Annotated in this window: 21 protein-coding genes; 10 read left to right on the plus strand and 11 right to left on the minus strand. The window is 48.0% G+C overall.

From position 1 onward, the window contains the following. The coding region (locus tag B0475_RS08015) for an Ig-like domain-containing protein (RefSeq protein WP_157892796.1) at positions 1 to 1,344 on the plus strand (1,344 nt) is incomplete at its 5' end. A gap of 44 nt (positions 1,345 to 1,388) precedes the next feature. On the opposite strand, the gene B0475_RS08020 is transcribed toward B0475_RS08015, so the two are convergent. Continuing rightward, positions 1,389 to 3,995 carry a M14 family zinc carboxypeptidase gene (locus B0475_RS08020; RefSeq protein WP_077411300.1) on the minus strand — a complete coding sequence of 869 codons (2,607 nt, stop codon included), beginning with the start codon at positions 3,993 to 3,995 and terminating at the stop codon, positions 1,389 to 1,391. Beyond that, complete coding sequence (locus B0475_RS08025) at positions 3,992 to 5,059, minus strand: hypothetical protein (protein WP_157892797.1); 1,068 nt, start codon at positions 5,057 to 5,059, stop codon at positions 3,992 to 3,994. Before B0475_RS08025 ends, B0475_RS08020 begins: the two co-directional genes overlap by 4 nt. A gap of 141 nt (positions 5,060 to 5,200) precedes the next feature. On the opposite strand from B0475_RS08025, the gene parC reads away from it, so the two are divergent. The 4 genes from parC to rimK are packed head-to-tail and all read left to right on the plus strand — an operon-like array spanning position 5,201 to position 9,610. After that, positions 5,201 to 7,441, plus strand: coding sequence for a DNA topoisomerase IV subunit A (parC, locus tag B0475_RS08030; protein WP_077411302.1), 2,241 nt, complete (start codon positions 5,201 to 5,203; stop codon positions 7,439 to 7,441). Then, positions 7,428 to 8,246, plus strand: coding sequence for a hypothetical protein (locus tag B0475_RS08035; protein ID WP_157892798.1), 819 nt, complete (start codon positions 7,428 to 7,430; stop codon positions 8,244 to 8,246). Before parC ends, B0475_RS08035 begins: the two co-directional genes overlap by 14 nt. A 2-nt stretch (positions 8,247 to 8,248) precedes the next feature. Beyond that, positions 8,249 to 8,698 carry an ATP-dependent zinc protease family protein gene (locus B0475_RS08040; RefSeq protein WP_077411304.1) on the plus strand — a complete coding sequence of 150 codons (450 nt, stop codon included), beginning with the start codon at positions 8,249 to 8,251 and terminating at the stop codon, positions 8,696 to 8,698. A 6-nt stretch (positions 8,699 to 8,704) separates the two neighbouring features. Then, positions 8,705 to 9,610, plus strand: coding sequence for a 30S ribosomal protein S6--L-glutamate ligase (gene rimK, locus B0475_RS08045; RefSeq protein WP_077411305.1), 906 nt, complete (start codon positions 8,705 to 8,707; stop codon positions 9,608 to 9,610). Between the two features lie 11 nt (positions 9,611 to 9,621). Here the strand turns inward: rimK and truD are convergent, their stop codons facing one another. After that, positions 9,622 to 10,680 carry a tRNA pseudouridine(13) synthase TruD gene (truD, locus tag B0475_RS08050; protein ID WP_198538165.1) on the minus strand — a complete coding sequence of 353 codons (1,059 nt, stop codon included), beginning with the start codon at positions 10,678 to 10,680 and terminating at the stop codon, positions 9,622 to 9,624. 140 nt (positions 10,681 to 10,820) lie between these two features. Between truD and B0475_RS08055 the strand changes: the two genes are divergently transcribed. Continuing rightward, a complete protein-coding gene (locus B0475_RS08055; RefSeq protein WP_077411307.1) occupies positions 10,821 to 11,273 on the plus strand; it encodes a Rap1a/Tai family immunity protein in 453 nt (150 codons plus the stop codon). 168 nt (positions 11,274 to 11,441) lie between these two features. Then, the gene (locus B0475_RS08060; protein WP_077411543.1) at positions 11,442 to 12,125 is read left to right on the plus strand and encodes a response regulator; all 684 of its coding nucleotides are present in this window, start codon (positions 11,442 to 11,444) and stop codon (positions 12,123 to 12,125) included. Between the two features lie 162 nt (positions 12,126 to 12,287). Here the strand turns inward: B0475_RS08060 and msrA are convergent, their stop codons facing one another. Then, a complete protein-coding gene (msrA, locus tag B0475_RS08065) occupies positions 12,288 to 12,785 on the minus strand; it encodes a peptide-methionine (S)-S-oxide reductase MsrA (RefSeq protein WP_077411308.1) in 498 nt (165 codons plus the stop codon). Between the two features lie 271 nt (positions 12,786 to 13,056). On the opposite strand from msrA, the gene B0475_RS08070 reads away from it, so the two are divergent. Further along, entirely contained in the window at positions 13,057 to 13,419 is a 363-nt protein-coding gene (locus B0475_RS08070; RefSeq protein ID WP_077411309.1) for a helix-turn-helix transcriptional regulator, read from the plus strand. Beyond that, positions 13,416 to 14,744 (plus strand): type II toxin-antitoxin system HipA family toxin, encoded by a 1,329-nt coding sequence (locus B0475_RS08075; protein ID WP_232781860.1) that lies wholly within the window; start codon positions 13,416 to 13,418, stop codon positions 14,742 to 14,744. The genes B0475_RS08070 and B0475_RS08075 overlap by 4 nt, the downstream gene beginning before the upstream one ends. 68 nt (positions 14,745 to 14,812) lie before the next feature. Here the strand turns inward: B0475_RS08075 and B0475_RS08080 are convergent, their stop codons facing one another. The 6 genes from B0475_RS08080 to B0475_RS08105 all read right to left on the minus strand — a co-directional run bounded on the left by B0475_RS08080 (position 14,813) and on the right by B0475_RS08105 (position 20,079). Next, positions 14,813 to 15,577 (minus strand): endonuclease/exonuclease/phosphatase family protein, encoded by a 765-nt coding sequence (locus tag B0475_RS08080; RefSeq protein WP_232781861.1) that lies wholly within the window; start codon positions 15,575 to 15,577, stop codon positions 14,813 to 14,815. Between the two features lie 72 nt (positions 15,578 to 15,649). Beyond that, positions 15,650 to 16,093, minus strand: a complete 444-nt coding sequence (locus B0475_RS08085; RefSeq protein WP_077411311.1) for a universal stress protein — start codon at positions 16,091 to 16,093, stop codon at positions 15,650 to 15,652. 96 nt (positions 16,094 to 16,189) lie between these two features. Beyond that, positions 16,190 to 17,824 carry a 2-polyprenylphenol 6-hydroxylase gene (ubiB, locus tag B0475_RS08090; RefSeq protein WP_077411312.1) on the minus strand — a complete coding sequence of 545 codons (1,635 nt, stop codon included), beginning with the start codon at positions 17,822 to 17,824 and terminating at the stop codon, positions 16,190 to 16,192. Further along, positions 17,821 to 18,426 (minus strand): ubiquinone biosynthesis accessory factor UbiJ, encoded by a 606-nt coding sequence (locus B0475_RS08095; protein WP_157892799.1) that lies wholly within the window; start codon positions 18,424 to 18,426, stop codon positions 17,821 to 17,823. The genes ubiB and B0475_RS08095 overlap by 4 nt, the downstream gene beginning before the upstream one ends. Beyond that, the gene (gene ubiE, locus B0475_RS08100) at positions 18,423 to 19,169 is read right to left on the minus strand and encodes a bifunctional demethylmenaquinone methyltransferase/2-methoxy-6-polyprenyl-1,4-benzoquinol methylase UbiE (protein ID WP_077411545.1); all 747 of its coding nucleotides are present in this window, start codon (positions 19,167 to 19,169) and stop codon (positions 18,423 to 18,425) included. The genes B0475_RS08095 and ubiE overlap by 4 nt, the downstream gene beginning before the upstream one ends. Before the next feature lies 1 nt (position 19,170). Continuing rightward, positions 19,171 to 20,079: an NAD(P)-dependent oxidoreductase gene (locus tag B0475_RS08105; protein WP_077411546.1), complete on the minus strand. Its 909-nt coding sequence runs from the start codon at positions 20,077 to 20,079 to the stop codon at positions 19,171 to 19,173. Between the two features lie 224 nt (positions 20,080 to 20,303). Here B0475_RS08105 and B0475_RS08110 point away from each other — a divergent pair, with 224 nt between their 5' ends. Next, entirely contained in the window at positions 20,304 to 23,168 is a 2,865-nt protein-coding gene (locus B0475_RS08110) for a M16 family metallopeptidase (RefSeq protein WP_077411314.1), read from the plus strand. 75 nt (positions 23,169 to 23,243) lie between these two features. Here the strand turns inward: B0475_RS08110 and B0475_RS08115 are convergent, their stop codons facing one another. Then, a complete protein-coding gene (locus tag B0475_RS08115; RefSeq protein ID WP_077411315.1) occupies positions 23,244 to 25,616 on the minus strand; it encodes a choice-of-anchor B family protein in 2,373 nt (790 codons plus the stop codon). Positions 25,617 to 25,775 lie beyond the last annotated feature (159 nt).

Below are 25,775 nucleotides of genomic sequence, written 5' to 3' on the forward strand. Positions count from 1 at the left end.
GCGGCCTTCACCGCCGGTGGTGTGACGTACACGCCGGATGCTGATTACTGTAATGACGGCAGTCCGACCGATGACTTCACTTACACCATCAACGGTGGCTCCAGTGCCACAGTGGCGGTAACGGTGACCTGTGTGGATGATGCCCCAACGGCCAATGACGACAATGCCACGGTGATTGAGGATTCAGTGAACAACAGCATCCTGGTGTTGGGTAATGATGCCAATGCCGATGGTGGTTTGCTTGAAGTGACGGGTGTGACCCAGCCAGGCAATGGCACCGCGGCCTTCACCGCCGGTGGTGTGACGTACACGCCGGATGCTGATTACTGTAATGACGGCAGTCCGACCGATGATTTCAGTTATACCGTCAATGGTGGCTCATCGGCCACAGTGGCGGTGACGGTGACCTGTGTGGACGATGCCCCAACGGCCAATGACGACAATGCCACGGTGATTGAGGATTCAGTGAACAACAGCATCCTGGTGTTGGGTAATGATGCCAATGCCGATGGTGGTTTGCTTGAAGTGACGGGTGTGACCCAGCCAGGCAATGGCACCGCGGCCTTCACCGCCGGTGGTGTGACGTACACGCCGGATGCTGATTACTGTAATGACGGCAGTCCGACCGATGATTTCAGTTATACCGTCAATGGTGGCTCATCGGCCACAGTGGCTGTGACGGTGACCTGTGAAGATGATGCCCCGGTGGCATTGCCTGACAGTTATGCAATTTTGGAAGATGCAGTGACCACTGGATTAACCGTGTTGGATAACGATGATGATGTTGATGGCGATCCTTTGGTCATTGGTTCAGTAGGAAGTGCAAGTCATGGGCTGGCTCAGATCAATGGAACGGTGATTGACTATACCCCAGATGCAGATTACTGTGGCAATGATGATTTTACATACACCATCAGTGGCGGCAACACAGTGGCAGTAAATGTCACCGTAACATGTGTGAATGATCAACCAGATTTTGCATTGAACAATGTGATCCATGTGATGGTGGATCAGGCAGTTGGCCTGGCGCCACAACTGGTTGCCTGTCAGTTTGACTTTGGTCCTGACAATGAAGACCTTGTCCAGTCTGTTGAGGACTTCCTGGTCAATGTTGCCAGTGACGATGACAATATATTGTCTGCGGTGGATGTGGCCAATGATGGTCTGCTCAGTTATACATTTACCGGAAATTCAGGTGAGGCCGTGATTGAGTTACAGATGCAAGACGATGGTGGTACAGATAATGGCGGTTTAGATACTTCGGTGAGTCGCAATCTGGTCATCAAAGTACATGACTACATTTATGTTGATGGATTTGAACCAACAATTTGTCAGGGTAATTGAATCAGTTTAGATGAACAAAGAGCCGCTTTTGCGGCTCTTTTTGTTCAGTCGCATCGATTAATGATGTCTGAAGGTTTGGTGATTGGGATCAGTTGGTAACTACCGGCCCCATAGGTGTCATCATTGGAAGTGAAGCTGACAGATCCGGTGAGGCATTGTAAGTTGAATTCCACTTCACCCCAGATGGTAAAGATCACTGCTTCAGGATTGAAATCAGGACCGAATACCGGGCCCTCAGTTCGCACCACTGTATCAAAGACCACATTGATGTTGTCATCACTTTCAGTGACCACGCCACCACTGCCCTGGAACCATTTTTTGCTGCCATCCGGTCCGAAGGTATACCACAGGAATAATGCCGTTCCATTGTTGAGGTATTCAATGTGGAATCCTTCGCCGTCACGTTCCGGGTCATACCAGGAGCCGGTGATGGTTTCTGCAGTGAGGGCAGTTGGTACGGGATCTGGATCCGGATCAGCAAAAACTTTACCGGCTGGTTCTGTCAGTTGAAAGAGTTCTGAACGGAATTTGTCACCATTGGGTGCTGTGTATTTGAACCAGGCTGATCCAAAACGATTGGTCAGGGTTTCATTGAATATGATTTCAATGTCACCGTGGGTGGATCGAGTCACTGCATCTGGATCAAATCCCGGACCAAATACGCCACCGGAAGCAGTGGTGATGTCGGTTGCATGTAAGGCATTATTGGCAGATCTGAGTTGTGCATCAACATACCATTGTTGCTGGCCTTCGTCGTCATAAGTAAACCATTGTAGCAACACCCCTTCGTTGTCAGAAATGGCCTCCAGATTAAACCCTTCGCCGTCCCGTGCCGGGTCATAGTATAAGCCAGTACCTGCAAAAGCTGCTGAAAACTCATCATCCTGATTGCTGACAAGCATACGTAAGGTGGTGTCAAAGCCGCCATTGATGGATGGTGCGCCATCACTGTTTTCATAGTTTTGCCATTGGCCTTCTGCCCAGGTTGCTACGGTTTGTGGATTGGCATCGATGTTTTGTCCGATCATGTCCGTGGTGATGATTTTCCATGTTAAGTTGGCATCATCAGCGGCATTGATCGCCGGATCTATGTTGAAATCAGTAACATAGGTGTCATCCTTGTAGAATCCATAAGATGCCCATCCGGTGTCACGGGTGTTGATCCAGCGGCCATTGCTGAGACTCAGCTCAATGGGTTCATTGTTGTGCAAGCCCTGAATGGCCGGATTCAATGCAGTGGACTGTCCTTGTAACCAGGCGATGTTGTCATTGTCATCGCGCCATCGCATGGGCTTGTCAAAGCGCAGTAACAGTGCATAGTCTTTGCCTGCAGTGATTTCATCGAAATATTGCTCATGCAATGCGCGCTCACCCGTTTCAGTGATGTCCCATTCGGCGTCATAAACGATGTTATTGTTGACCAGATCGATGATGCGCATTTGACTGATGCTCGGTGGTCCGGCCTGGCCATACCAGATGACCATGAATGACTGAGCCAGCTGCTCTCTGACCCGTTTAATTTCAGATTCGGGTAAGATAAACCCATCGTGACCATTGTTGGCAAATCCACCATAATCTGCCCCTACACCGGGTAAATGTGGATGGGCATCAGGGTTCAAAGTGCCTGAAGGTTCGATTTCCAGTGTCCATGAAGGTATCTGATATGTGGTCTGGAAATACTCATCAGTGGTGCCGATGCCAAATCCAGCAGTGGTGAATCCACTGCGATCGACGTAATTTTTAGCTGCCGGAAATGATCTGTGATGACTGCTGAAGTCCCCCAAAACCCTCGACTGCAGGGTGTTCAGATTGGCATTGAATGTGCGATTGGCAAAATGCACCATAGAAAAAGAATGCACATCCGTATAAATCCTTAATTGGTCTGCATCGATCAGCTCCGCGGCATTCAATCTGGCCTGGGTTTCCGGTTCGGTTTGTACAAAGGGTCCATGATAAACAATCGAAGTGGGATCTCCTGAAGATGAGCCGCTGGTAGCCCAGTAGGGACGGTTGTTGCGGTTCAGGTCTACACCGTTCAAGTGGTCACCTTGGCTAAACAGGTCCTCATCGGTGTTCAAGAGGTTTTTGCGACGCATTCGGCCATCCCTTGGACCTTGGGTGTTGGAGTACCAGTTTTGGCTCGGATACCTTTGGGTTTGCAGAAAGCCATCAATGTTGTTCACCGGGATGGTGATGATGGTGGCGTTTTCCAGCAGGTACTGATAAAACGAAGCATCATCACTGTGGTCATGAAAATCAGTGATGATTTGGGTCAGCGTTTCAGGAGACTGCCATTCCCGGGCATGGATGCCACCATTGACCATCATGGCACCTTCTTTGACTCCATAGCGGGTGGTGTTATCAGGATCACTGAGTACATAGGCCCATACATCACGTTCATAATGGGTTTGACCCACCACATGACCGGTGATCATCTCATTGCTCATGGCCATAGACTGGTGTTTGGCGAACAAGCCTTCATAGGTTCTGAAGCCATCAAATGGTTCGGGTGTATTGACCGGAATGGGTACCGGATAGCCCAGTCCCAGGGTGCTATTCTGTTCAGTCCAGGGAACGATGGTCTGGCTGTTGGCTGCGATGGAAATCAACAAAATGCCAGCAATCTGTATTTTTTTTATTCGTCGAATCATGAGCGATCTCCCAATGATCGTTTGACATATTCTGCTTCCAGTTTTCCAGACAATGATTGTGCAATGGCTGAAGGGTGTAATTTAAGGGCCATCAGCAAGTGGTTTTGTTGGGTTTTATGGGTGGTCTGGCGGTAAGTTTGGTAGAGCCTGTCAGGTAAGCCCGGTGCTGTGCTTTGTGATAAGGCAAAGGCCGCCGCAGTCGCAGTATTCGCTTGTTTTAACTGATTGAGCAGCAGCTTTTCGACAGCGGTCGATGAACTGTATCCCGCCAGCAGGGTGGTGGTGAAGACCTGGTCTTGTCCGACAGTAGCCTGTTGCATCAATAACTGGCGGGTGAAATCCACAGAGAAGTGCCGGCCAACAGAGCGCAAGGTGTATTCTCTGACAGTGCGGTCAGTTGAGCGCAATGCCTTTGCGATCAATTCCGGGTTGCCGGTGGTCAGGCCCAGGTGGCTGATCAGGCGGTCGAAACCCTGATTGGCTTGTATTTCAAACAAAAAAGAGTTGATGATTCTGGATTTGGATTTTTTGTCAGCAGCTGCCAGGCTGTTTTTAACGGCCAGCCATTTGGGTCTGCTTTGCTCAGTCAGCACCTGTTTAAATGCCTTCAGGGCCTGATCCGGATGATCCCTGAGTAGTTGGCTGTATTCCTGTTCACTGCGGTATGCAAGCCAAATGTTTTCAATGCCGTAAGCTTTGCTATTGAGATTGAATACGGCCACTGGTAAGCGTCCTTCATCATGGATCATGGTGGCTGTAGTCGGGTAACTTTTCATGGTGTCCACGAGGTATTGGTGGGCTTTTTGAGGAGGTTGCTGGGAGATCGCTGTTAACAGATTGAACAGAATGGCTTCTTTGTGCAAGGGAATGAGGTCTGCTGCGATGATCTGATCAACAACTTGAGCAGGGTCTGCTGCGGTGAAATATTTGCTGTGGTAATTTTCTGACAGTTGTCGTAATTCTTTATCCAGTGTCAGTTGGCTGATTTCATGGTCATCGTAATGCACAGCCAGACAGGTGCTGAACAGGCAAGTGGATGCCAAAAGGCATAAGAATTTCATCATCGGCTCCGGGGTCAAAACCATATCATGATAAACGATGTGTTTCGTATTTTCAATTGAACAGGAGGCTGTCAGGAATCTAATTGACTGACATTTTTGGCCATGCAATGGTAAAATCTTCGCCTTTCATGCAAAAAATTATTTATGGCGCAATCAATGGATTTTGAAACCCTTTCCATGGGAGAGTACGCAGAGCGTTCGTACCTGGATTATTCAATGTATGTGGTTCTTGACCGGGCATTGCCTTTTGTTGGTGATGGCTTAAAGCCAGTACAGCGAAGGATCGTTTATGCCATGAGTGAACTGGGCTTGTCTGCCCAATCGAAGCACAAAAAATCTGCCCGTACCATTGGTGATGTGATTGGTAAATTCCATCCGCATGGGGATTCAGCCTGCTACGAGGCCATGGTGCTGATGGCACAGTCATTTTCTTACCGTTATCCTTTGGTGGACGGTCAAGGTAATTTTGGCTCTCCGGATGACCCCAAATCTTTTGCTGCCATGCGGTACACTGAATCCCGCCTGACCCCTTATGCCAAAACCCTGCTGAGTGAATTGCCACAAGGCACGGTTGACTGGGGCCCGAATTTTGACGGCACCATGGAGGAACCGATTTGGTTGCCGGCCAGGTTGCCGAATGTATTGCTCAATGGAGCGTCAGGCATTGCTGTAGGTATGGCCACTGATGTACCACCGCATAATTTAACCGAAGTGGCACAGGCAACTTTACATTTGTTGGATAATCCCAGAGCTGAAATCAGTGAATTATGTGAAATTGTCAAAGCGCCTGATTACCCCACAGAAGCGGAAATCATTACCCCCAAAGAAGACCTGATTAAAATGTATGAAACCGGTCATGGCGGTATTCGAATGCGTGCGGTCTATGAACGGGAGGGGAATGACATCATTGTGACAGCCTTGCCCCACCAGGCATCCGGCAGTAAAATTTTGGATCAGATTGCCACTCAAATGCGGGCTAAAAAATTACCCATGGTCAGTGATTTGCGGGATGAATCAGATCATGAAAATCCAGTCAGACTGGTGATAACAGCCCGTTCCAACCGGATTGATTTTGATGCTTTGATGTTACACCTGTTTGCCACCACAGATCTGGAAAAAACCTACAAAGCCAATTTCAATGTCATTGGCCTTGATCGCCGACCGCAGGTGAAAAATTTGTTGATGATTCTGCAGGAGTGGTTGCGTTTTCGTACCGAGACAGTGCGTCGTCGTTTACAGTTCCGGCTTGACAAAGTGGATGCCCGACTGCACATCCTGGAAGGCTTGTTGATTGCTTTTCTGAATTTGGATGAAGTGATTCGCATCATTCGTTATGAAGAACATCCCAAAGAAGAATTGATCAAAGCCTTTAAATTATCAGAGATACAGGCTGATGCAATCCTGGATACCCGCTTGCGGAATCTGGCGCGCCTTGAAGAGATGAAGATCCGTACTGAGCAACTTGAATTACAAGCGGAAAAAGAAGACATCGAAGGGATTTTGAAATCCAGAGCGCGGATGAAAACCTTGATCCGTAACGAAATAAAAGCCGATATGGAGCAATATGGAGACCGGCGAAAAACACGCCTGGCTGAGCGTGAAGCGGCACAGGTGTTTGATGAGAATAAACTGGTGCCCAGTGAACCTGCCACCGTTGTGCTTTCAACAGCTGGTTGGGTGCGGGCGGCCAAGGGGCATGAAATTGACGCCACATCACTGAGTTACAAAGCTGGTGATGAATATCAGGATCATGCCTTGGGCAGGTCTAATCTGATCTCGGTTTTTCTGACACCGGATGGCAGGGCTTTCAGTCTGGCCACTCATACACTGCCATCAGCGCGTGGGCAGGGTGAACCGCTGTCGACCAAGTTTAATTTTAAAAACAATGTGTTACCCATTTCGGTGACCTGTCAGTTACCCAACGCCCGTTTATTGATGTGTTCCGACGCCGGCTACGGATACCATGGCGTGATGGAACACCTTTACAGCAAGATGAAAGCCGGTAAACACGTGCTTAGCGTGCCCAAAGGGTTCCATGCCATGAAACCCACCTGGATTGAAAAATTGCCGGATGCCCATGTGGTTTGTGTGACCACGTCTGGGTATATGCTGGTATTCCCACTGGAGGAATTGCCGGAACTGACCAAGGGCAAGGGCAATAAATTGATTAACATTCCAGCCAAGCGCCTGAAAGCTGGTGAAGAAAAACTGGCTGCTACCCTGGTGATCACTCCGGATGACTCCTTTTTGGTTCATGCAGGAGCACGTTATATCCGCTTTAAGTGGAAAGATCTGGTGAACTATTTGGGTACCCGGGCCAAACGTGGTACGGTGTTACCCCAAGGGTTCAGAAACGTAGACCGGGTTGAAATTGAGAAAGCTTAAACTGTTGTTTTGTTGTTGTTTACTGAGCCATGCCTTGTCGGCGTTGGCCACAGCCACTGTGTCCAGTTTGAATCATTGTGATGACATGCTGTTTGTGAATGGCTTGCAAGATGATTCAGAACCTTCCAATGGCATGGGTGGAGTTTTTCCGGGACAGCAGGTACGCACGGTGCTCAGCACGCATGATTACTACATCTATGTGCCCACCAGTTATCAGCCATCCGAGGCCATGCCAATCATCGCGGTTTGGCATGGTGCTGCCGGTGCAGGGGCATCTGCAGCAGCAGCGCAGGACATGCGCCTGTATTGGCAAAGCCTGGCAGAGGCTGAGGGGTTTATTGTAGTGGCTCAAGCTTCAACCGGGGCACAGGGTGGTTGGGTTCCTGGAAATGATTCACAAATTCTGGCCGCTATTTTCAATGACATGGAGGCCAGTTATAACATCGAAAGAACGCGACGTTATGTATGGGGATTTTCAGCTGGTAGATTTGTGATGCATGCCATTGCTCTGAACAGTGCTGATTATTTTGCGGCTTATGCTGTCAGTGGTGCTCATCTGGGGATTGCCAGCCAGCTCGGGATCTTTCCATCAGGGGCCGTCCGGCAGCTGCCGCTGGTGATTTCAGTGGGTCAGTCAGATACCCATTTTCAACCCGCCTTGAATGATCTTCAGGCATTTTATCAAGCTGGTTGGGTCAACGATCGAACACTTTGGTTTGATGATTTCGTGGGCGGGCATGTATTGCCGAACCACCTGCCAGCCCTGGTGTGGCAGCATTTGTGTGTTTCTACAAGATTGGACTAACAATGAGTGAGAAAAAAAAAGAGCTACAAGTTGGATGGAAAGAGTATGCCGTATTGCCTGAATTGGGTGTTGATCGGATACATGTTAAGATAGACACTGGTGCCAAAACCAGTGCCATTCACTCCTCAAAACACAAAGTATTCAGCCGGGATGGCCAACAGTGGGTCAGGTTTGTACTGGCTCCCTACCAGGATGATGATGACACCACCATTGAGTGTGAATGTCCGGTCAAAGACCAACGCACGGTGACCAGTTCCAACGGTCATAAAAGTGAACGCATTGTGATTGAAACCCAAATGATCATGGGTCACATTGAACGCAAAATCGAGGTCACACTGGTGTGTCGCCGTAAAATGAAATTCAGGATGTTATTGGGCAGACAAGCAATGAAAAATATGGCCGTCCACCCGGATCGCTCGCACCTGACCACTCAACCAAAACGCAGGAAATAAACAACCATGAAAATCGCCATTTTATCAAGAAATCCCAAGCTATATTCAACCCGTCGATTGGTTGAAGCTGCTGAGGCCAGAGGTCACGAAGTGCGGGTGCTTGATGCCTTGCGCTGTTACATGAACATTTCCTCAAACAAACCCATGTTGCATTACCGGGGAGAGGACCTGCCAACCTATGATGCGGTGATTCCCCGAATTGGTGCATCGATTACTTTTTATGGGACTGCGGTATTGAGACAATTGGAAATGATGGGTGTTTATCCGGTCAATGAGTCTGTTGCAGTAACCCGTTCCAGAGATAAACTGAGGTCATTACAATTGCTCTCACGCAAGGGCATAGGTATGCCGGTCACTGGGTTTGCTAATTCGCCTGATGACATTCCTGATTTAATCAAAATGGTTGGAGGTGCACCATTGGTTATCAAATTACTGGAAGGTACTCAGGGCATTGGTGTGGTGCTGGCAGAAACCAAAAAAGCGGCTGAAAGTGTCATTGAAGCCTTCCTCGGATTGAATGCCAATATCATGGTACAGGAGTACATCAAAGAAGCAGGAGGTGCTGATATCAGGTGTTTTGTGGTTGGGGGGAAAGTGGTTGCAGCAATGAAACGGCAAGGTGCCGAAGGTGAATTCCGTTCTAATCTTCACCGTGGTGGCTCGGCACAGTTGATAAAATTGACGCCTGAAGAAAGGCGGACAGCAGTGAAAGCTGCGCAAATCATGGGTCTGAATGTCGCTGGTGTAGACATTTTACAATCCAAACGAGGACCCGTGGTCATGGAAGTGAATTCTTCTCCTGGTTTGGAGGGCATTGAAAAGTCGACCGGTAAAAATGTCGCAGATATGATCATTCAGTTCATTGAGAAAAATGCCAAACCCCATCGCACCAGAACTAAAGGTAAAGGCTGAATCACTTCAGACTAATCATTGTTGACTGCCGAACAGTCCTCAATGTTGAACAGCTCCCGTAAAACACAGGTGGCGAACCCTCCCGGAGGCAAGCTGAAGTGTAATTCAAGGACGTCTTCAAGCCATTTGTGTTGCAGGTCAGAGACAACCATTCTCATGGCTCTCCGGGCAGGTGATAAGCGGTGTTGTATCAGGCCGGCGGTTAATTCAGGATGTTGGGTTGCGATCTGATTTTCCAATTCAGCACAGTCACTGTGGCTCTGAGGAGGGCCATCGCCCCACATTGCTGCGGTCAGGTGGATGTCAAATTTATTCAGCCTATGAATCATGTCTTCCTGGCTTACTGATGTATCTGCAAACCAGGAATGACTGCCTGCCAATTGCAGCACATCACCGCCCATGGGGTGTAACCAATGATTGCTGCGTATGCGCTCTGCCACCATCAGATTGAATAAATAGCTCCGGGCTGCTGATAAATAGAGACTGCGTTTGTTGCGATTGTTGACTCTTATTTCCTGTTTGAACCATTTGCTTGCCTGGTCGATGTTATGCATCTGGTGACCAAAACGTTGTGGTCCAAAATAGTTGGGGACACCCTGGCGGATTATGGTTTGTAATCGCTCTTTGATGGCCAAGTCTGAACAATCAAGTCCATACACCCTGACAATGAATTCATTGTGCGTCAGGTAGCCGGTTTTCAGTTTGTTTTTATGCCACTTATCATCAATCACACGCAGTTCATCCGGCAAACGCATCGTCACTTCAGGCAGGGTTTTGACTTTGGGTAGCTGTATACTGAACCACTGTTGGGTGATGGCATGACGGTCTTTCAATCCTGCGTAACCAACTTGTCTGGCCGGCACCCGGCAGGCGCTGGCCAGTTGAGTAGCTGCCCATGCAGTGTTGCTGCTGGTTTTTTCTATTTTAAGCCACCAGTGTTCTCCGCAACCAGACCAATCAGCTGCATTGTGTTCGATAACCTGAAAGTCTGCAGCTGAGCGCTTGATCTGGCCATTACCCAGTGGTTTGTTTAAAGTGGGAAACTGCAAATTGAAAAGTCGGTTGTGCATGTCAGTTTGATGGGTTTGATGTTGTTCGTGAGCAGATGAATTTTCGCTTTTGATAAGCCGGAAATTATTGCCTGAAATTGACATTTATTTTACATGATTTTGGGTATCTTATTATTTTATTAATCGGAGACAGTTCTGTCATGAAACAGGTCTTTTTAAAGATTGCAGTGTTTACTGCTTTATTTGCTGTGTTTAACAACAGTCACGCCGCCAGTGCAGAGGAAGCTGTGGTTGACTCTTGCTCAGCTTACATCACCAGTCAAGTCATTCCTGAAGACAGTGTCTGTTATGAATACATCAATGGTTTCATTGATGGGGCGATTTTAACGGACAGTGCGATCATAGAAAACATCACCAAAGAAAAAGAAGAGTTTTCCAGTTTTTTTAAAAGGGCATACAAAACCCGTGTCGGACTGACCAGGAATCAGGTGCCTGCCACCTATTATGCCAAGTTTTGTTTACCTGAAGACCAGAGTCGAAAGGCCATTGTTGAGGAGCTGATTCATCAGCTGGATGCCAGTCTGGTTGGCAAACAATCATTCAGAGACACCCTGTATGATACCCTCAAACGGGTCTATGCCTGTGAGGGTTGACGCTGCTGCCTGATGGATTGGGATCCGGGCGTGTTGGTAATTCTGCCATCACGCTTTTTTTTATCTCATGACCAGCGTTGTTTTGCCTGAGTAATTTGTGACAAAACTGTCACCAAGATGTCATAATGTTCTACTACTATGACGTCTTTAACTGAAAAACCAGCAGCCATGCAAAACAACATTTTGATTGTTGAAGACGATATGGCCATCAGAGAAATGATGGCTTTCTCATTACGCAGGGAGGGGTTCGATACCTTCAAGGCCGCCTCAGGGCATGAAGCCCTCGAACAATTGAATCAAGTTCATCCTGATTTAATTGTTGTTGATTGGGGCTTGCCGGACATGAGCGGTATCGACTTGATCGATATGATTCGTCGCGATGATGTGATCAAAGAAGTGCCAATCATCATGTTGACTGCCCGTGCTGAAGAAAATGATAAAGTCAAAGGCCTGGAACGTGGCGCAGATGATTATTTGACCAAGCCAGCTTCCATGCTTGAGTTGATGGCCCGGATCAGGGCTCATTTACGTCGCTCCAAAGGGTTTGAGTTGAATCATAAGCTTGAATTTCAAGGCATCGTAATGGATGCAGGAGCTCATGAGGTGATGATCGATGGAGAGGCGCTCAACCTCAGTCTGACTGAATTTAAATTGTTGAAGTTGTTCTTGCAAAACCCCAATAAACTGCTGGCTCGTGAGCACATTTTGAATCACATCTGGGGGCGAAATACTTTTGTTGAAGACCGCACCGTTGATGTACATATTTTGAGGTTACGCAAAGCCCTGAAGGCACATCGCAAGGACAAATGGATACAAACAGTTCGTGGCGTTGGCTATAAGTTGGCCAGCTGATTATCCCGGCTGGCAGCACAGATGACATTGCCGGGTTGCTTTTTGATCTGAAGCAGTTGTCTGTTGCATCATCATGCGCTGGGTTATTTCTGGTGATCTTTGCCACCACAGCAGCATGAGACTGGTGGTTAAGCTCCTGACCAGTCTGCGTTTTCTGGTTTTTTATGATTCTGGCAACACCCAGTCAGGTCTTGGGAAATGACAAGTGTAGCCATCAGGAATGCGTTCAAGGTAATCCTGATGTTCAGGCTCGGCTTCCCAGAAGTCACTGGCCGGGCTGATTTTGGTAACTACCTTACCTGGCCATAAGCCCGATGCGTCTACGTCTTTGATGGTTTTGTTTGCCGTTTCCAGTTGTGCAGAACTGGTATAAAAAATTTCCGAGCGGTATGAGGCTCCTAAATCATTTCCCTGGCGGTCTATGGTTGTGGGATCATGAATCTGGAAGAAATAGGAGAGGATTTCCCGGTAGCTGATGACTGTGGGGTCAAACTCGATTTCAATCGCTTCAGCATGGCTTCCATGGTTTCGGTAGGTGGCGTTTGGGACATCACCTCCGGTATATCCAACACGGGTATTGATCACCCCTTCTTTTTTGCGGATGAGGTCTTGCATGCCCCAGAAGCAGCCTCCTGCAAGTACAGCGCGTTCAATTGTCATTGTTAGATTCTCTGCCGTTAATAATGGCTTTATTATAGGATCTGCCTGGTGTAATTAAAGTAAAAATTATGGCTTGATCAGATGGCTTAACTTCCATTAGTCGCGTTAATGTTAAGAAAAGGAATCATAAGCGCCACTGAATGTCATTGTGTATAAATAATTAATCATTAAATAGTTATGTACTTGATTATTCTGTGTTAATATAAGTATACATAAGCCTGATATATCTAATTAATGATAATGAATGTTTGCACTAATTAATGGGGGATTCATGAATTTTACAACCATGAGTGATCAAGCCGTTGCCAATGAACTGGGTAATCGCATTGAGCAAATGCGTTTGGAGCGAAATCTGACCCAGCAACAAGTGGCTGATGAAGTGGGCTTGTCCAGGGTGAGTTATGCCCGCCTTGAGTCAGGACAGGCTAAATTAACGAATGTCATTGCTGTGTTGCGGCTGTTTGGACAGTTGGCCATATTGGATCAGGCTTTTCCGGTGGTGGCGTTCAGCCCAATGGAACAGTTAAAATTACAAGGACATCAGAGACAGCGGGCGTCTGGTAAACGCCAAAAGCATCAGTCATTGACTGATAAAGGCCGGAAAAAGGACGGTAAAGAGGAGCTGGACTGGTGAAACATGTGGTTGCAGAAGTCCGGTTATGGGGTGAGCAGGTCGGAGCACTGGCATATGATCAGCGCACCGGAATCTGTGTCTTTGAATATGCGCCTGAATGGATCACCCTGGGAATGTCTATTGCACCCTTAACCCTGCCATTACCTCAACAAGCGGGCATACTGACAAAATACAGTTTTCCACACCTGAACAAGGATACTTTTCGAGGCTTGCCTGGGGTGTTTGCAGATGCATTGCCAGATGACTTTGGTCATGCTGTGATAGATGCCTGGCTGGCCAGACAGGGTCGCGACGTGACCACATTTACTGCAGTGGAGCGTTTACTGTACACCGGTACAAGGGGTATGGGGGCACTGGAGTTTATGCCTGGAATAGCGCGCCAACTTCCAGTCGATGAGTCATTGGAAATGGCTCAACTGGTGAACATGGCACAACACATTCTGGATCAGCGGGCAGGTTTGTCTGAGTCTGTAAATGCCGGTGCTGAGCTGGATGCCATGCAAGCCATATTGCAGGTGGGCACCAGTGCAGGTGGTGCCCGAGCCAAAGCGGTGATTGCCATCAATCGGTCACGAACGGAAATCAGGTCAGGTCAGGTGCCCGCACCGGCAGGTTTTGAGCATTATTTACTGAAATTCGATGGTGTTGAAGAACAATTGACGCATAAGGAAACCTTCGGCGACCCCAAAGGGTATGGCCGCATGGAATATGCTTATTATCTGATGGCCAAAGCGGCCGGTATCCATATGGCTCATTGTGAATTGCTTGAAGAAGGGGGCAGGGCACACTTCATGACCCGGCGTTTTGACCGGGCAGGTAACCAAAAACTTCATTACCTTTCTTTGTGTGGTATGGCCCACGCTGACTATAAAAAGCCTGGGGCATACAGTTATGAAGCGTTGTTTGGTGTGGCCAGACAGTTGCGGTTATCAAGGGCTGAGGCCATTGAGTTGTATCGTCGCATGGTTTTTAATGTGGTGGCGAGAAACCATGATGACCACAGTAAAAATTTTGGCTTTTTGAAGGCGGATTTGAACGCTTCATGGCAATTGTCTCCTGCTTTTGATGTCGCCTACAGCTATCGGGCAGACTCTCCGTGGGTGTCGTCTCATCAGTTAAGTATCAATGGCAAAAGAGATGGTTTTGAGCGGGCTGATTTATTGGCAGTGGGTAAGCAGATCAATCACTTCAGGGAAGCGGGATCAATCATTGAAGAAGTGACAGATGTGGTGAGTTCATGGCCTGATTATGCCGCACAGGCCGGGGTGGAGCCGGGCTTCATGGCAGCGATCCAAAATCAACACCGGCTGTACTTGACCCGCTGAAGCAACATCCCATGGTATCAAAGGTTCAACATGCTGGTAGACGAGGTTGGATGACCGTAGGCCCGATGTTACACGTCATCATCAATGCGAAACCTGGCAATCACCGGCAAGTGATCACTTGCCACTTTGGCAATACGCATTTTACTTGTTGAAACTTGTTCGCAAACCATATTGCCACGATAGTAAATGCGATCCAGCCCTCCTCTGGGGGCAAATGAGGGAAACGTTTTCATCGCCACTTCATTGCCTCTGAATGAAGTTCGGTCGGTGGCACAGGAAAAATCCTTGCCGATGATGAACAAAGCCCTGAGCAGTGAACGCCAATCATTGAAATCTCCGCCAATGATGCAAGGCTGAGCCATCGCCAGTTCGATGAACTCATTGGATTTAAACAATTTGCCGGCTTGTTTCTGACGTTCTTTGGCTGACAGTCCCAGGTGAAGATTGAACACTTCAAGGAATTGAAAATCGGTGATGGAATCACTGATTTGCAAAGTCGTATGCTGGCAGCCACGTCTTTTTTTGTCTTCAATGGTCAGATCGATGTTGTTCTGTTTGACAATGGGAAAACGGCTGAGCGTGGCGTTACCATAGCGGCCTTTTTTGAGGCTGACATTGTGGCTGAGGGCGTGGTGGTTATATCCACAGGCATCTGCCAGAACCTGAGCCAGGTTCAATTCATTGGACCTGGGCACGCCTTCGTCGACTTCTTGTAACATGACCACGTCAGCATTGATGGTCTGGAGGATCTCAATGATCCGCTCAGGGGCGAACTTCCGGTCAATGCCAATGGCACGGTGGATGTTGTAGCTGACAACTTTGATGGTTTTCAATGATTCGGAATGACTGTTCGGTGAACCATTATTTTATCGCATTGGCCAGTGAATGAAAACCTGATTCAGTGTTCACTCTTTGAGCCTGATCACCAGTACATCACAATGACAGCCATGAATCACTCCGCTGGATGTGGAGCCAAGCAATAAGCCCAGGCCATGACGGCCATGGGAACCAATGACAATGGCATCATACTGATGTTCCTCGGCATACAACTTGATTTCAGCGGCCGTGCTGCCAGACAGGATTTGCCAGGCTTGTGATTCATCCAGGCCGTGTTTTTTCGACAAATCCCTGAGGTGATTACTTGCGGATTCTTTGACCTGACGCTCAATCTGACTGGAGTCAATAACCACCGGTGCATAAGGTGCAGTTGGCAGGGCGCACATGATTTCCATCACATGAATCAATTTGATGTTGGCTTTGTCATGGGTGATGGCAATGGCCTTCTCAATTAAATCATTGGAGTCCACACAAGGGTCAATGGCGACCAGGGTTTTTTGATAGATGCTCATAGCTGCTTGATTCGTAAAAAGATCATGTGATCAGCATAACATCTGGCAGGCATCAGGACATTGATTTTTATCAAAATAAGCGCCATGGAAAACCATTCATCGGAATGATTTCCAGGCCAGAACCAGGGTAAGTCCGGCAGAAACAAGCGCTGAATCAGGTAACCAGGTCAGCCAATTGTATTGCGGATCAATGGCATAGAGCAGGGCTGTGGCAACCAGACCGCCGCTGGTCAGGACAGCGAAACGGTTGCGGCGGATTTCCTGTTGTTGATCGTTTTCCTGTTTTTGCCGATCAAGTTTCAAATGCCTTGGCAGGGGTTTGACTTGTTGACTGAGCAATTGGTGCAACAGCATGGGTGTTTCAGCAGCTTGTTCAATCCATTTGGGAAGGTTCTCTTTGAATTTGCTGATTGATTCCTGTGGGCCATAATGGTCCCGCATGATGTCACGGAGGATGGGTTCTGACAATTGCCAGATATCGAGCTGTGGATACAACTGTCGGCCAAGACCTTCTATGTTCAATAAGGTCTTTTGCAGCAAGATCAGTTCGGGCTGGACGATGAGTTTAAAACGTTTGGCCATTTGAAAAGTTTTCAGCATCACTTCGCCAAATGAAATTTCCTCAATGGGTCGTGACATGTAAGGCTCACAAATGGTTCGGGTTGCTGATTCGAGGTCTTCCAGATTGGTGTCCGCAGGGACCCAGCCAGACTCAATGTGCAGTTCAGCGACCCGGCGGTAGTCCTGTTTGAAAAAAGCCATGAAATTATTGGCCAGGTCTACCCGGTGACCTTTGGGCAACGAGCCACAAATACCAAAGTCCAACAGGATGATTTTGGGGTCCTCTGGTTGCTCAGGGTTGATGAATATATTCCCCGGGTGCATGTCAGCATGAAAAAAATTATCCCTGAACACCTGGGTGTAAAATATTTTAATGCCTTTTTCAGCCAGGACCTGTAAATTGATATTGGCCGCTTTGAGACCGGCAAAGTCTTTGATCGATATGCCATGGATGCGTTCCTGAACCATGACTTTTTCTTTGGTGTAATCCCAGTAAATGTTGGGCACATACAAGTCGGTTGAATCGGTAAAATTCTTTTTCAAGACTGATGCATTGGCCGCTTCTCGTTGTAAATCAAGTTCATCATAAATGGTCTTTTCGAATTCGGATACCACTTCAGTGGGGTCTACCTGAACGCCTGGGTTGAGGTGTTTTTTAGCCAGCGCGGCCAGTGCCTGCATCAGTTTGACATCACGTTTGATTTTCTTTTCAATACCGGGACGCAATACTTTGATGACCACTTCATCGCCATTGTTCAGCGTGGCCGCATGTACCTGGGCGATGGAGGCTGAGGCCAGTGCCTGTTCATCAACCGTGGCAAAATCATCAAGCAAATCCCTGCTCAGTTGTGACTGGACCACCTTTTTGGCTTCTTCCCATGAGATCGGATCCACGTCGTCCTGTAGTTTCTCCAAAGCCTGGGCCACTTCTACTGGAATCAGATCTGGACGGGTAGAAAGTGTCTGCCCCAATTTGATGAAAATAGGGCCGAGATCTTCCAGGGCGCCACGAACCCGCTGACCAGGGGTCATTTGCCGCCAGCCTTTTTTACCGATAGGAGCCAGCAGGTTAATCATGCTAAAAAAATGAATGCCGCGTGCAGGAGCCAGATTAGTGATCCTGTAAGCCGCCAGAGTGTGAGCGATTTTCAGTAACCGAAACAGTTTCATGTTGTTTTTTTGTGTTGATTGATTTTTCGTTCTACGCGAATCAGGTCTGCCCTCAGGTCATCAACCTCATCAAAAAAATGCTCCATCTCTTCGACAGAGATCAGTTCGCGGTTTTCTTCCAGTAAATACTCACGGCTGTTGCGTCGCAATGATTCAGCCAGCGACTGACCTGTGTTTTTGAGTTTTTCCATCAACTGGGATACCTGATATCCTGGTCCTTCACCCAGCAGATCGCACCAGGCATCTTCCCAGTCAGGTTTAAGTTGCTTGAGGAAATCAGCAATGAATTGTCCGGTTGTGGCGTCGCCTTGTATTTGTACGCCGTCCAGGCCAGGTATGTGTTGATTGGTACTCATGGCAAACAAGGCGGAGGGTTTTCCGCTGATGGTTGTGTCTACATCGGCTTGTTTGTCTGAGTTGACTTCAAGGGTGTCCGCTGAGATTGTCATGACAAAGGACAGCTGTGTTGGCTGAACTTCGACCCTGACCTTTTTGCCGGCAAGTTTTTTCAGCCTTTTGGTCGCTTCCGGATCATAGCTGATCAGTTTTTTGATGGCTGAGTTCATCATCCGTTCCAGCCAGTTCTCATTCTTTGTACTCACAGCTTGTATCCGGTGTGGATGGCGACAATGCCGGCAGACAGGTTTTCATAGCCACACATCTCCAGACCAGCCTGTTCAAACATTTGTTGCAGTGTTTCCTGGTTCGGGTGCTGTTCAATGGACTCAACCAAATATTGATAAGAGTCCCGGTCATTGGTCACCCAGTGGCCAATTTCCGGTAAGATTTTGAAGGAATAAAACTGATACAGCTGTTTAAGCAGACTGTTGTTAACCTGAGAGAACTCCAGTACCAGCGCTTTACCACCTGGCTTGAGGACACGGTACATTTCGTTCAGCGCCTGTTGTTTGTCAGTCACGTTTCGCAAGCCGAACGCCATGGTCACAGCATCGATGGAATTATCCTCCAGTGGCAAGGCTTCGGCATTCATTTGCTGAATTTCAAAACGACCAAAAAAGCCTGCATCTATCATCCGGTCCTGACCTACTTCCAGCATTGCCTGGTTGATGTCACCAATGATGACGTGACCACTTTCACCCAGTCTGGGCATCAGTAGTTGAGCGATGTCACCGGTGCCACCTGCCAGATCAAGCACCCGTTGGCCTTCACGAATGCCACTGGCTGCGACAAAATGTCGTTTCCATAATCGATGTACGCCTCCGGACATCAGGTCATTCATGAGGTCGTATTTACCGGCCACAGAAGTGAAAACCTTGCCCACCAGCTTTTCTTTGTCAGCAGCAGGTACTTCCTTGAAGCCAAAATGTGTGGTTTTATCTTGCATATCAATCATCCAGTTCGGGGGATAATAAGTGACGTTTCAGGCGGATCAAAGCAGAAATGTCTTCGTCACCATGATCCATTTCCATCAGCTTGGCATATTCCATGATGCTGTCATCTATGAGGGGTAATTGACCGCCCAGTTCTGCTACGGTTTCCTGGCAGATTTTCAGGTCTTTGTGCAGCAAATTTAATTTGAAACCCACATTGAACTCATCATTTACCATGGTCGATCCACGGTTATCCAGAAACCAATTGCCAGCCGCACCGGCTGAGAATACTTCAATGGCTTTTTTCAGGTCCAGATTGCATTTTTCGGCCATCGCCAGTGCAGAGCAAACCGCCTGGGCAACACCCGCCACCATGACCTGATTAACGGCTTTGGTGGCCTGGCCCTGACCAACCCGGCCCATATGGGTGATCTGACTGCCAATCGCAGCAAACACATTGGCTGCCCTTTTGTATTGTTCACGATCGGCGCCGACCATAATGGACAAAGAGCCCTTTTTGGCGCCTTCAACTCCACCTGAGACTGGTGCGTCAATGAAACTGATGCCCTTGGAAGCCAGGTCATCGGCCACTGATCGTGCGGTGTTGGGGCTGACTGTTGAACAATCAATCACCACAGATCCGGGTGACATGAGATCCAGGATGTCAGCAATTACGGCTTTCAGGTCATCATCAGCTGATACGCAGGTAAGAACACAATCAGCCTGAGACAACATGCTCTCATCATCTTCAAACTCTTCCAGGTTCAGCTCATTGATCATGGCCTGGCGTTTACCTTCTGTGCGGTTTTTTACGCCAATCAATATTCCGTGATCGTGCAGGTTCCTGGCCATTGGCCGCCCCATGGCTCCCAGTCCATAGACCACGACTTTGCTGAGTTTTATTTCTGACATTGTGGGATTCATTGCTTGTTGTGTGAGCCGGTCATTATAACCGATCACTGAAAAAGCAGAATGAAGAACAGTAACTTTAAACCGATAAATTCGTTGTAGGTGGTGGAAACCCAATAAATTCACAGCCAGTGATCTTTGAATGGGGTAAAATTCTACGCTGATTTTTTCCGGGCTCCAGCGTTTTCGCCTGATGCACCGGACTATTGCATTCACTTACTATTAACAGGAATTCATACATGAAACATTTATCATTGCTCATTGTTCTGATCTCGGTGCTGGGTTGCACTCCGACTCAAAACACCCGGCCTGAAGCCGAAAGCCTGTCAGCCAACCAGACGTCAAAGGTCTTCAGCCAACCCTATGACATGCGGGAGTTGGATAACGGTCTTAAAGTCATTGTGGTTAAAACAGACTACCCTGGCGTGGTATCGCTGCAGATGCCAATTCAAACCGGCTCCAGAAATGAAGTTGAGCCCGGAAAATCTGGTTTTGCTCACTTCTTTGAACACATGATGTTTCGTGGAACTGAAAATTACACTCAGGAGGAGTATGGTGCCATGCTCAAAGAGGTGGGCGCTGATCAGAATGCCTACACCACTGATGACTACACCAATTACCATGTAACCTTCATCAACGAAGACCTGGAACTCATGTTGATGCTGGAAGCTGATCGGTTTAAAAACCTCAAATATTCAGAAGCCCAGTTCAGAACAGAGGCGTTGGCGGTGAAAGGAGAATACCTGAAAAACAGCGCCAGTCCATTCAGTCAATTGTTTGAAACGGTTCGTAAAAATGCTTATCAGGAGCACACTTACCGGCACACCACCATGGGCTTTCTGGAAGACATTGAAGACATGCCCAACCAAATGGAATACTCCAAGGTCTTTTTTGACCGTTGGTATCGCCCTGAGAAAGCCGCATTGATTGTGGTGGGTGATGTGGATGTGGAAAACACCCACCAATTAATTGAAAAGTACTTTGGTGACTGGGAACGTGGTAATTACGTGGTCGACATTCCTGTCGAACCACCAGCCAAGGGCAGTCAATATCACCACATCGCCTGGGACTCCCAAACCCTTCCTATGTTTGGCTTGGTCTTCAGAGGCCCTGCTGCGGATCCGGGTCAAAAAGATAAGATGGCCATCGACATGCTTGGTCAAGTCTACTTCGGTCAAAACTCTGCTGTCTACCAGGACCTGGTTGTGAACCGCCAATTGGCCGATGCTTTGTTCTTTTATTCGCCAGACCGCAAAGACCCAGGGTTGATTTATGTGCTGGCCAGAATGACTTCTGCTGAACATTACCCAGCGGTACAAGAGGCCTTGCTGAATACCCTGGTTGAGGCCAGAACAGCTGAGCCTGACAGTCAAAAACTCACTGACATTAAATCAGCGGCACGATATGGTTTTGCCAATTCCCTGGATAATTCAGAAGCCATTGGCGACATGCTGGCATCGGTGGTACAGTTCAACCGGGATCCGGAATTCATCAATCAACAATATGAACAGCTTGAAGCCATCACTGCCAGTGATGTCAAATGGGCGGCCAACAAATACCTGGTTGATGATGGCCGCATCATGGTGACTCTGTCATCAGATGAGCAGGTATCCAGCATCAATAAAGATTTTATGTTGAGTGACATGGTGGCTGAAGCAAGTCAACCTAAAAAAGCCATGTACCAGGTCACCGACATGAGTAATACCAGTGACATCGTAGACCTGAACTTCCTGTTTAACACCGGGGCGGCACAGGATCCTGAAGGTAAGAAAGGCCTGGCCGCATTGACCGCGGCGATGATCACTGAAGGGGGTTCAGCAAGTAAGTCAATCAAAGAAATCCAACAAGCCATGCTGCCAATGGCCGCTTATTTTTCTTCTCAGGTTGATAAAGAGATGATGTCATTGTCTGGCCGGGTTCATCGTGAAAAAGCCGCTGAATATCTGGAGCTGGTGCTAGACAGTGTGCTTAATCCTGGTTTCAGGGAAGATGATTTTAAACGGCTCAAAACTCAGCAGATTAATAACATTCAGACTGATCTGAAACAAAACAACGATGAAGAGCTGGGCAAAGAAGTGTTGTATCAGCAATTGTACAAAGGTCACCCTTATGGGTCATTGAACCTGGGAGCGGTCGCTGATCTGGAAAGCATTACCCTGGATGATGTCAAAGCTTTTTATCAGCAACAGTTGACTCAGGATCGCCTGAATCTCGGCATCACCGGCAACCTGCCTGAAGCTCAGAAACAAGCCATGTTGAAACGCATCACTGATGAGTTGAATGCAGCGGGCGTAAAACCAGTCAAAATTGATGAAGCGCCTGTTCTGGAAGGCCGTCAGGTGACCATCGTTGAAAAGCAAACCATGCCCACAGCTGTTTCATACGGGTTCCCGATTGAAGTCAACCGATCTCACCCGGATTGGGTGGCTTTGTGGCTGGTGCGTTCATACCTCGGAGAGCACCGAAACTCCAATTCATTTCTGTACCAACGCATCCGTGAAGCCCGCGGCATGAATTATGGTGATTATGCATACATTGAGTACTTTCCACGCGGTATGTTCCGCACCCAACCTGAAGCTAATTTGGGGCGCTCAGAACAAATCTTTCAGGTGTGGCTCAGACCTTTGCGGTCCAACGCCGATGCTCATTTTGCGACCAGAACGGCCATGTATGAAATGGAAAAACTGATTGAGAATGGCCTGACCGAAGAACAATTTGAGGCCACGCGTTCATTTCTGAGTAAATATGCTGGGCTGTTGCTCAAAGGTCAGGACCGTGTGCTGGGTTATCAAATGGACAGTGACTATTATGGTACTCCCGGATTTGTTGAGCTGGTCAGTAAGGGGCTGGATTCACTGACTCTGGAGCAGGTCAATCAAGTGATTCGTAAGCACCTGCAACTGGAGAATATACACTTTGTATTCATCACCAAAGACGGTGAAGACATGAAGTCAAGATTGGTCAATGACACCACTTCAGCCATGACATACAACTCTGAAAAACCAGCAACTTTGTTGGCTGAAGACGAGGTGATTCAGGACTATCCGCTGAACCTGAAGGATGCGGATGTGGTGATAAAACCCATTGATGAAATTTTTCAATAAAAGCGCGCTGTACTCAAAAAAAAAGCCGGTCATTGATATGTGACCGGCTTTTTTTTCGCTGTTGTTAACAATCAATCAACGAACAGCTGGTTGTTGAAATCCATCGGCGAAAATCACATCAACCATTGACTGACATATGCCCGGGATTTGGGTATGAGTGACTGCCAGATTATCCAGGAACCAACCATTGCCGCGGACTGATCCATCGGTGGAATAGCTGAACCTGATCGCCACTTGCTGCGCCTGAAAAGGAGACAGGTCCATGGTGTGTTGCTGCCAACTGTTTTGCTCGCCTGAGAAAGCCGGGGTGTTCTCATCATAGCCACATTCGTCTGCAGCTGATCTGAAGGTGTTTGGGTAAGAGGGTGATAAATCCGGTGATTGCCAGGGACCACCATCAACGCTGATTTCAACCACGCCGCCATCATAGCGGTCTTCAATGTCGTATTGTGTGAAAAAGCTTAATTCTGAAGCTTCTCCCGGGGTTAAATCAAAAGGTTGAGTGGTCAGTCGATTGCAGGTGTTATTGCCATCTTGTGACCAATAGCTGCGGTCACCATCGAAAACCACATCAGTAACCATCTCCCATCCCAGGTGTCTGGAAGATTGATCAATGCCTGAATCGCCCACTTCAGCACCCGCCGTCCAGGTACCATCGCTGTTTGCGCCAAGAGGTTTGGCAAACAGGACCAGTTGATTATTTTCTTCATTGCCATTGGAAGCGTCTACAGCGCGCACAATGTAATGATAAAGCTGATCATGCAAAACCCCAAAGTCCGTAAAACTCAGGCTGTTGAGCTGGCTTGCCACCTGGTTTGCTGGACCTGGTTCAAAGGCCGGATCTGTGGACCGGTAAATGTTGTATGTGGTGCTTGACTGACAATAGGAAGAGGCACTGGGCCAGGTCACATCAAGACTGCAGGTGTTGTTGTATGAGGTGGACACCGAATTGACCCCGGAAAACTGAGGAGCTGCGGTACAGAGACCAGTGGTCTGGGCTTCCACACAGGTACTGCGCGTTGATTCGCACACCCCTTCGGCATTGACTTTGGCCACCTGGTAGCCGACGTTGACCAGCCCGCTGGCAGTGGAGTCAGTGAATGATTCAGCGGTGAGCTGGTCGGTCAGTTCAATGAAATTATTGACCGCACAGCCGCCTTCTGAACGAAAGACACGGTAGTGTTCTCCGGCAGCCAGGCTGTCATTCCAGGTCAGGGCAATGGCATTGTCACCTGCGGCTTCAGCCTGTAAGTTATTGGGGGCAGAAGTTTGTGGACACAGCAGTGGGTCAAGAATGAACAGACCACCAGATATGTCGCTGAGGATGACATTGCCGCTGTCAAAGAAAGGATAATTGCTCCAGGCGCCATCGAACTGATTGGTGTTGCTGTCCGGGTAGGTATCGAAACCAGCCACTTCAGCCAACTGACCTGCAGCCACATCTGTGATGTCAACCACGCTCAGTCCACTGGTGTAATTAGACAGGTAAGCAAAATTGCCTTTGATGTAGAGGTTATGGTCAACCGAAGGCTGTGGGCCCAGGTAAGTGCCTATGATGACTGGATTGTCGAGATCCTGTAAGTCCCAGATGTAAGTTTTGGTGTTGTGCCCCAGGTTTTGTTCATCCAATTCATCATTCATCAGGTAATAACGCTGGTCTTCTGTCAGCCATCCCTGGTGGGTATACCTGGAATCATTGTATGGGGTTCTGGAAATTTGAACAGGTGAAGTCTTGTCAGTCACATCAACAATGGTCAGGGTGTCTTCATTGGAATTAAAACACAGTTCTTGTCCGTTGTGTTCAACATCCGGGCCTGTGTATATGACGCATTGGGCATCGTGGGTATATCCATCGGCGCTGAAACAACCCATGTTGACTGGTGTGGTCGGTATGGAGATGTCAACCATATGCAGACCACCGCTGCAATTGGCACCCACGGCATAGGCATACCCGCTGTCTTCATTGATGACAATATTGTGGGCATTCCCAAATTCATTGTAATTGGCAGTGGCTGTGAAGGTTACAGGTGGAGCAGGCACATTGCGTAATTGGGTCAAATCAAAGACTTGCATGCCATGGCCACTGGCTTCTGAAACGATGAAAGCGTGATTGGCATAAGTTTTGATGTCGCGCCATAAGCTGTTGCTGCTGGCGGTTGGCAGGTATCCCAGGTAAACTGGGGTTTTGGGTGTTGAAATGTCTACGAAAGCGGTGCCATTGGATAAACCCATCAAAGCATATTCTTTGCCATCAAGGGGGTCTGTCCAACCCCAGATGTCATTGCCGGAGCCGGTACCATCGCCCAGGTCTTCCAGGTGAATGCGGTGCAATAAATCGGTGTTATTGCAAGCATAAAAATCAGCCATTCCATTTTCACATTCAGTGAATGGGTGGGCACTTATTCCGGTAGAAAGCAGCAACAGCCAGCAGGTTTTTTTGGCAAACATGTGTTAATAGATGTGTTGAAGAGTTGACAAAATAGCACAAAGATCATGGTTTATCCCAGTTGTTTATGAAAAAAGCAGCACCAGCAGACGATTCATGCAGCATTTTTAGCCTTCGGTGTTCAATTGGGTAACAGCCAATTACCGGTAAAAAAAAGCCAT

It is taken from the genome of Marinicella sediminis, from assembly GCF_002000055.1.
Classification (GTDB): domain Bacteria; phylum Pseudomonadota; class Gammaproteobacteria; order Xanthomonadales; family Marinicellaceae; genus Marinicella; species Marinicella sediminis.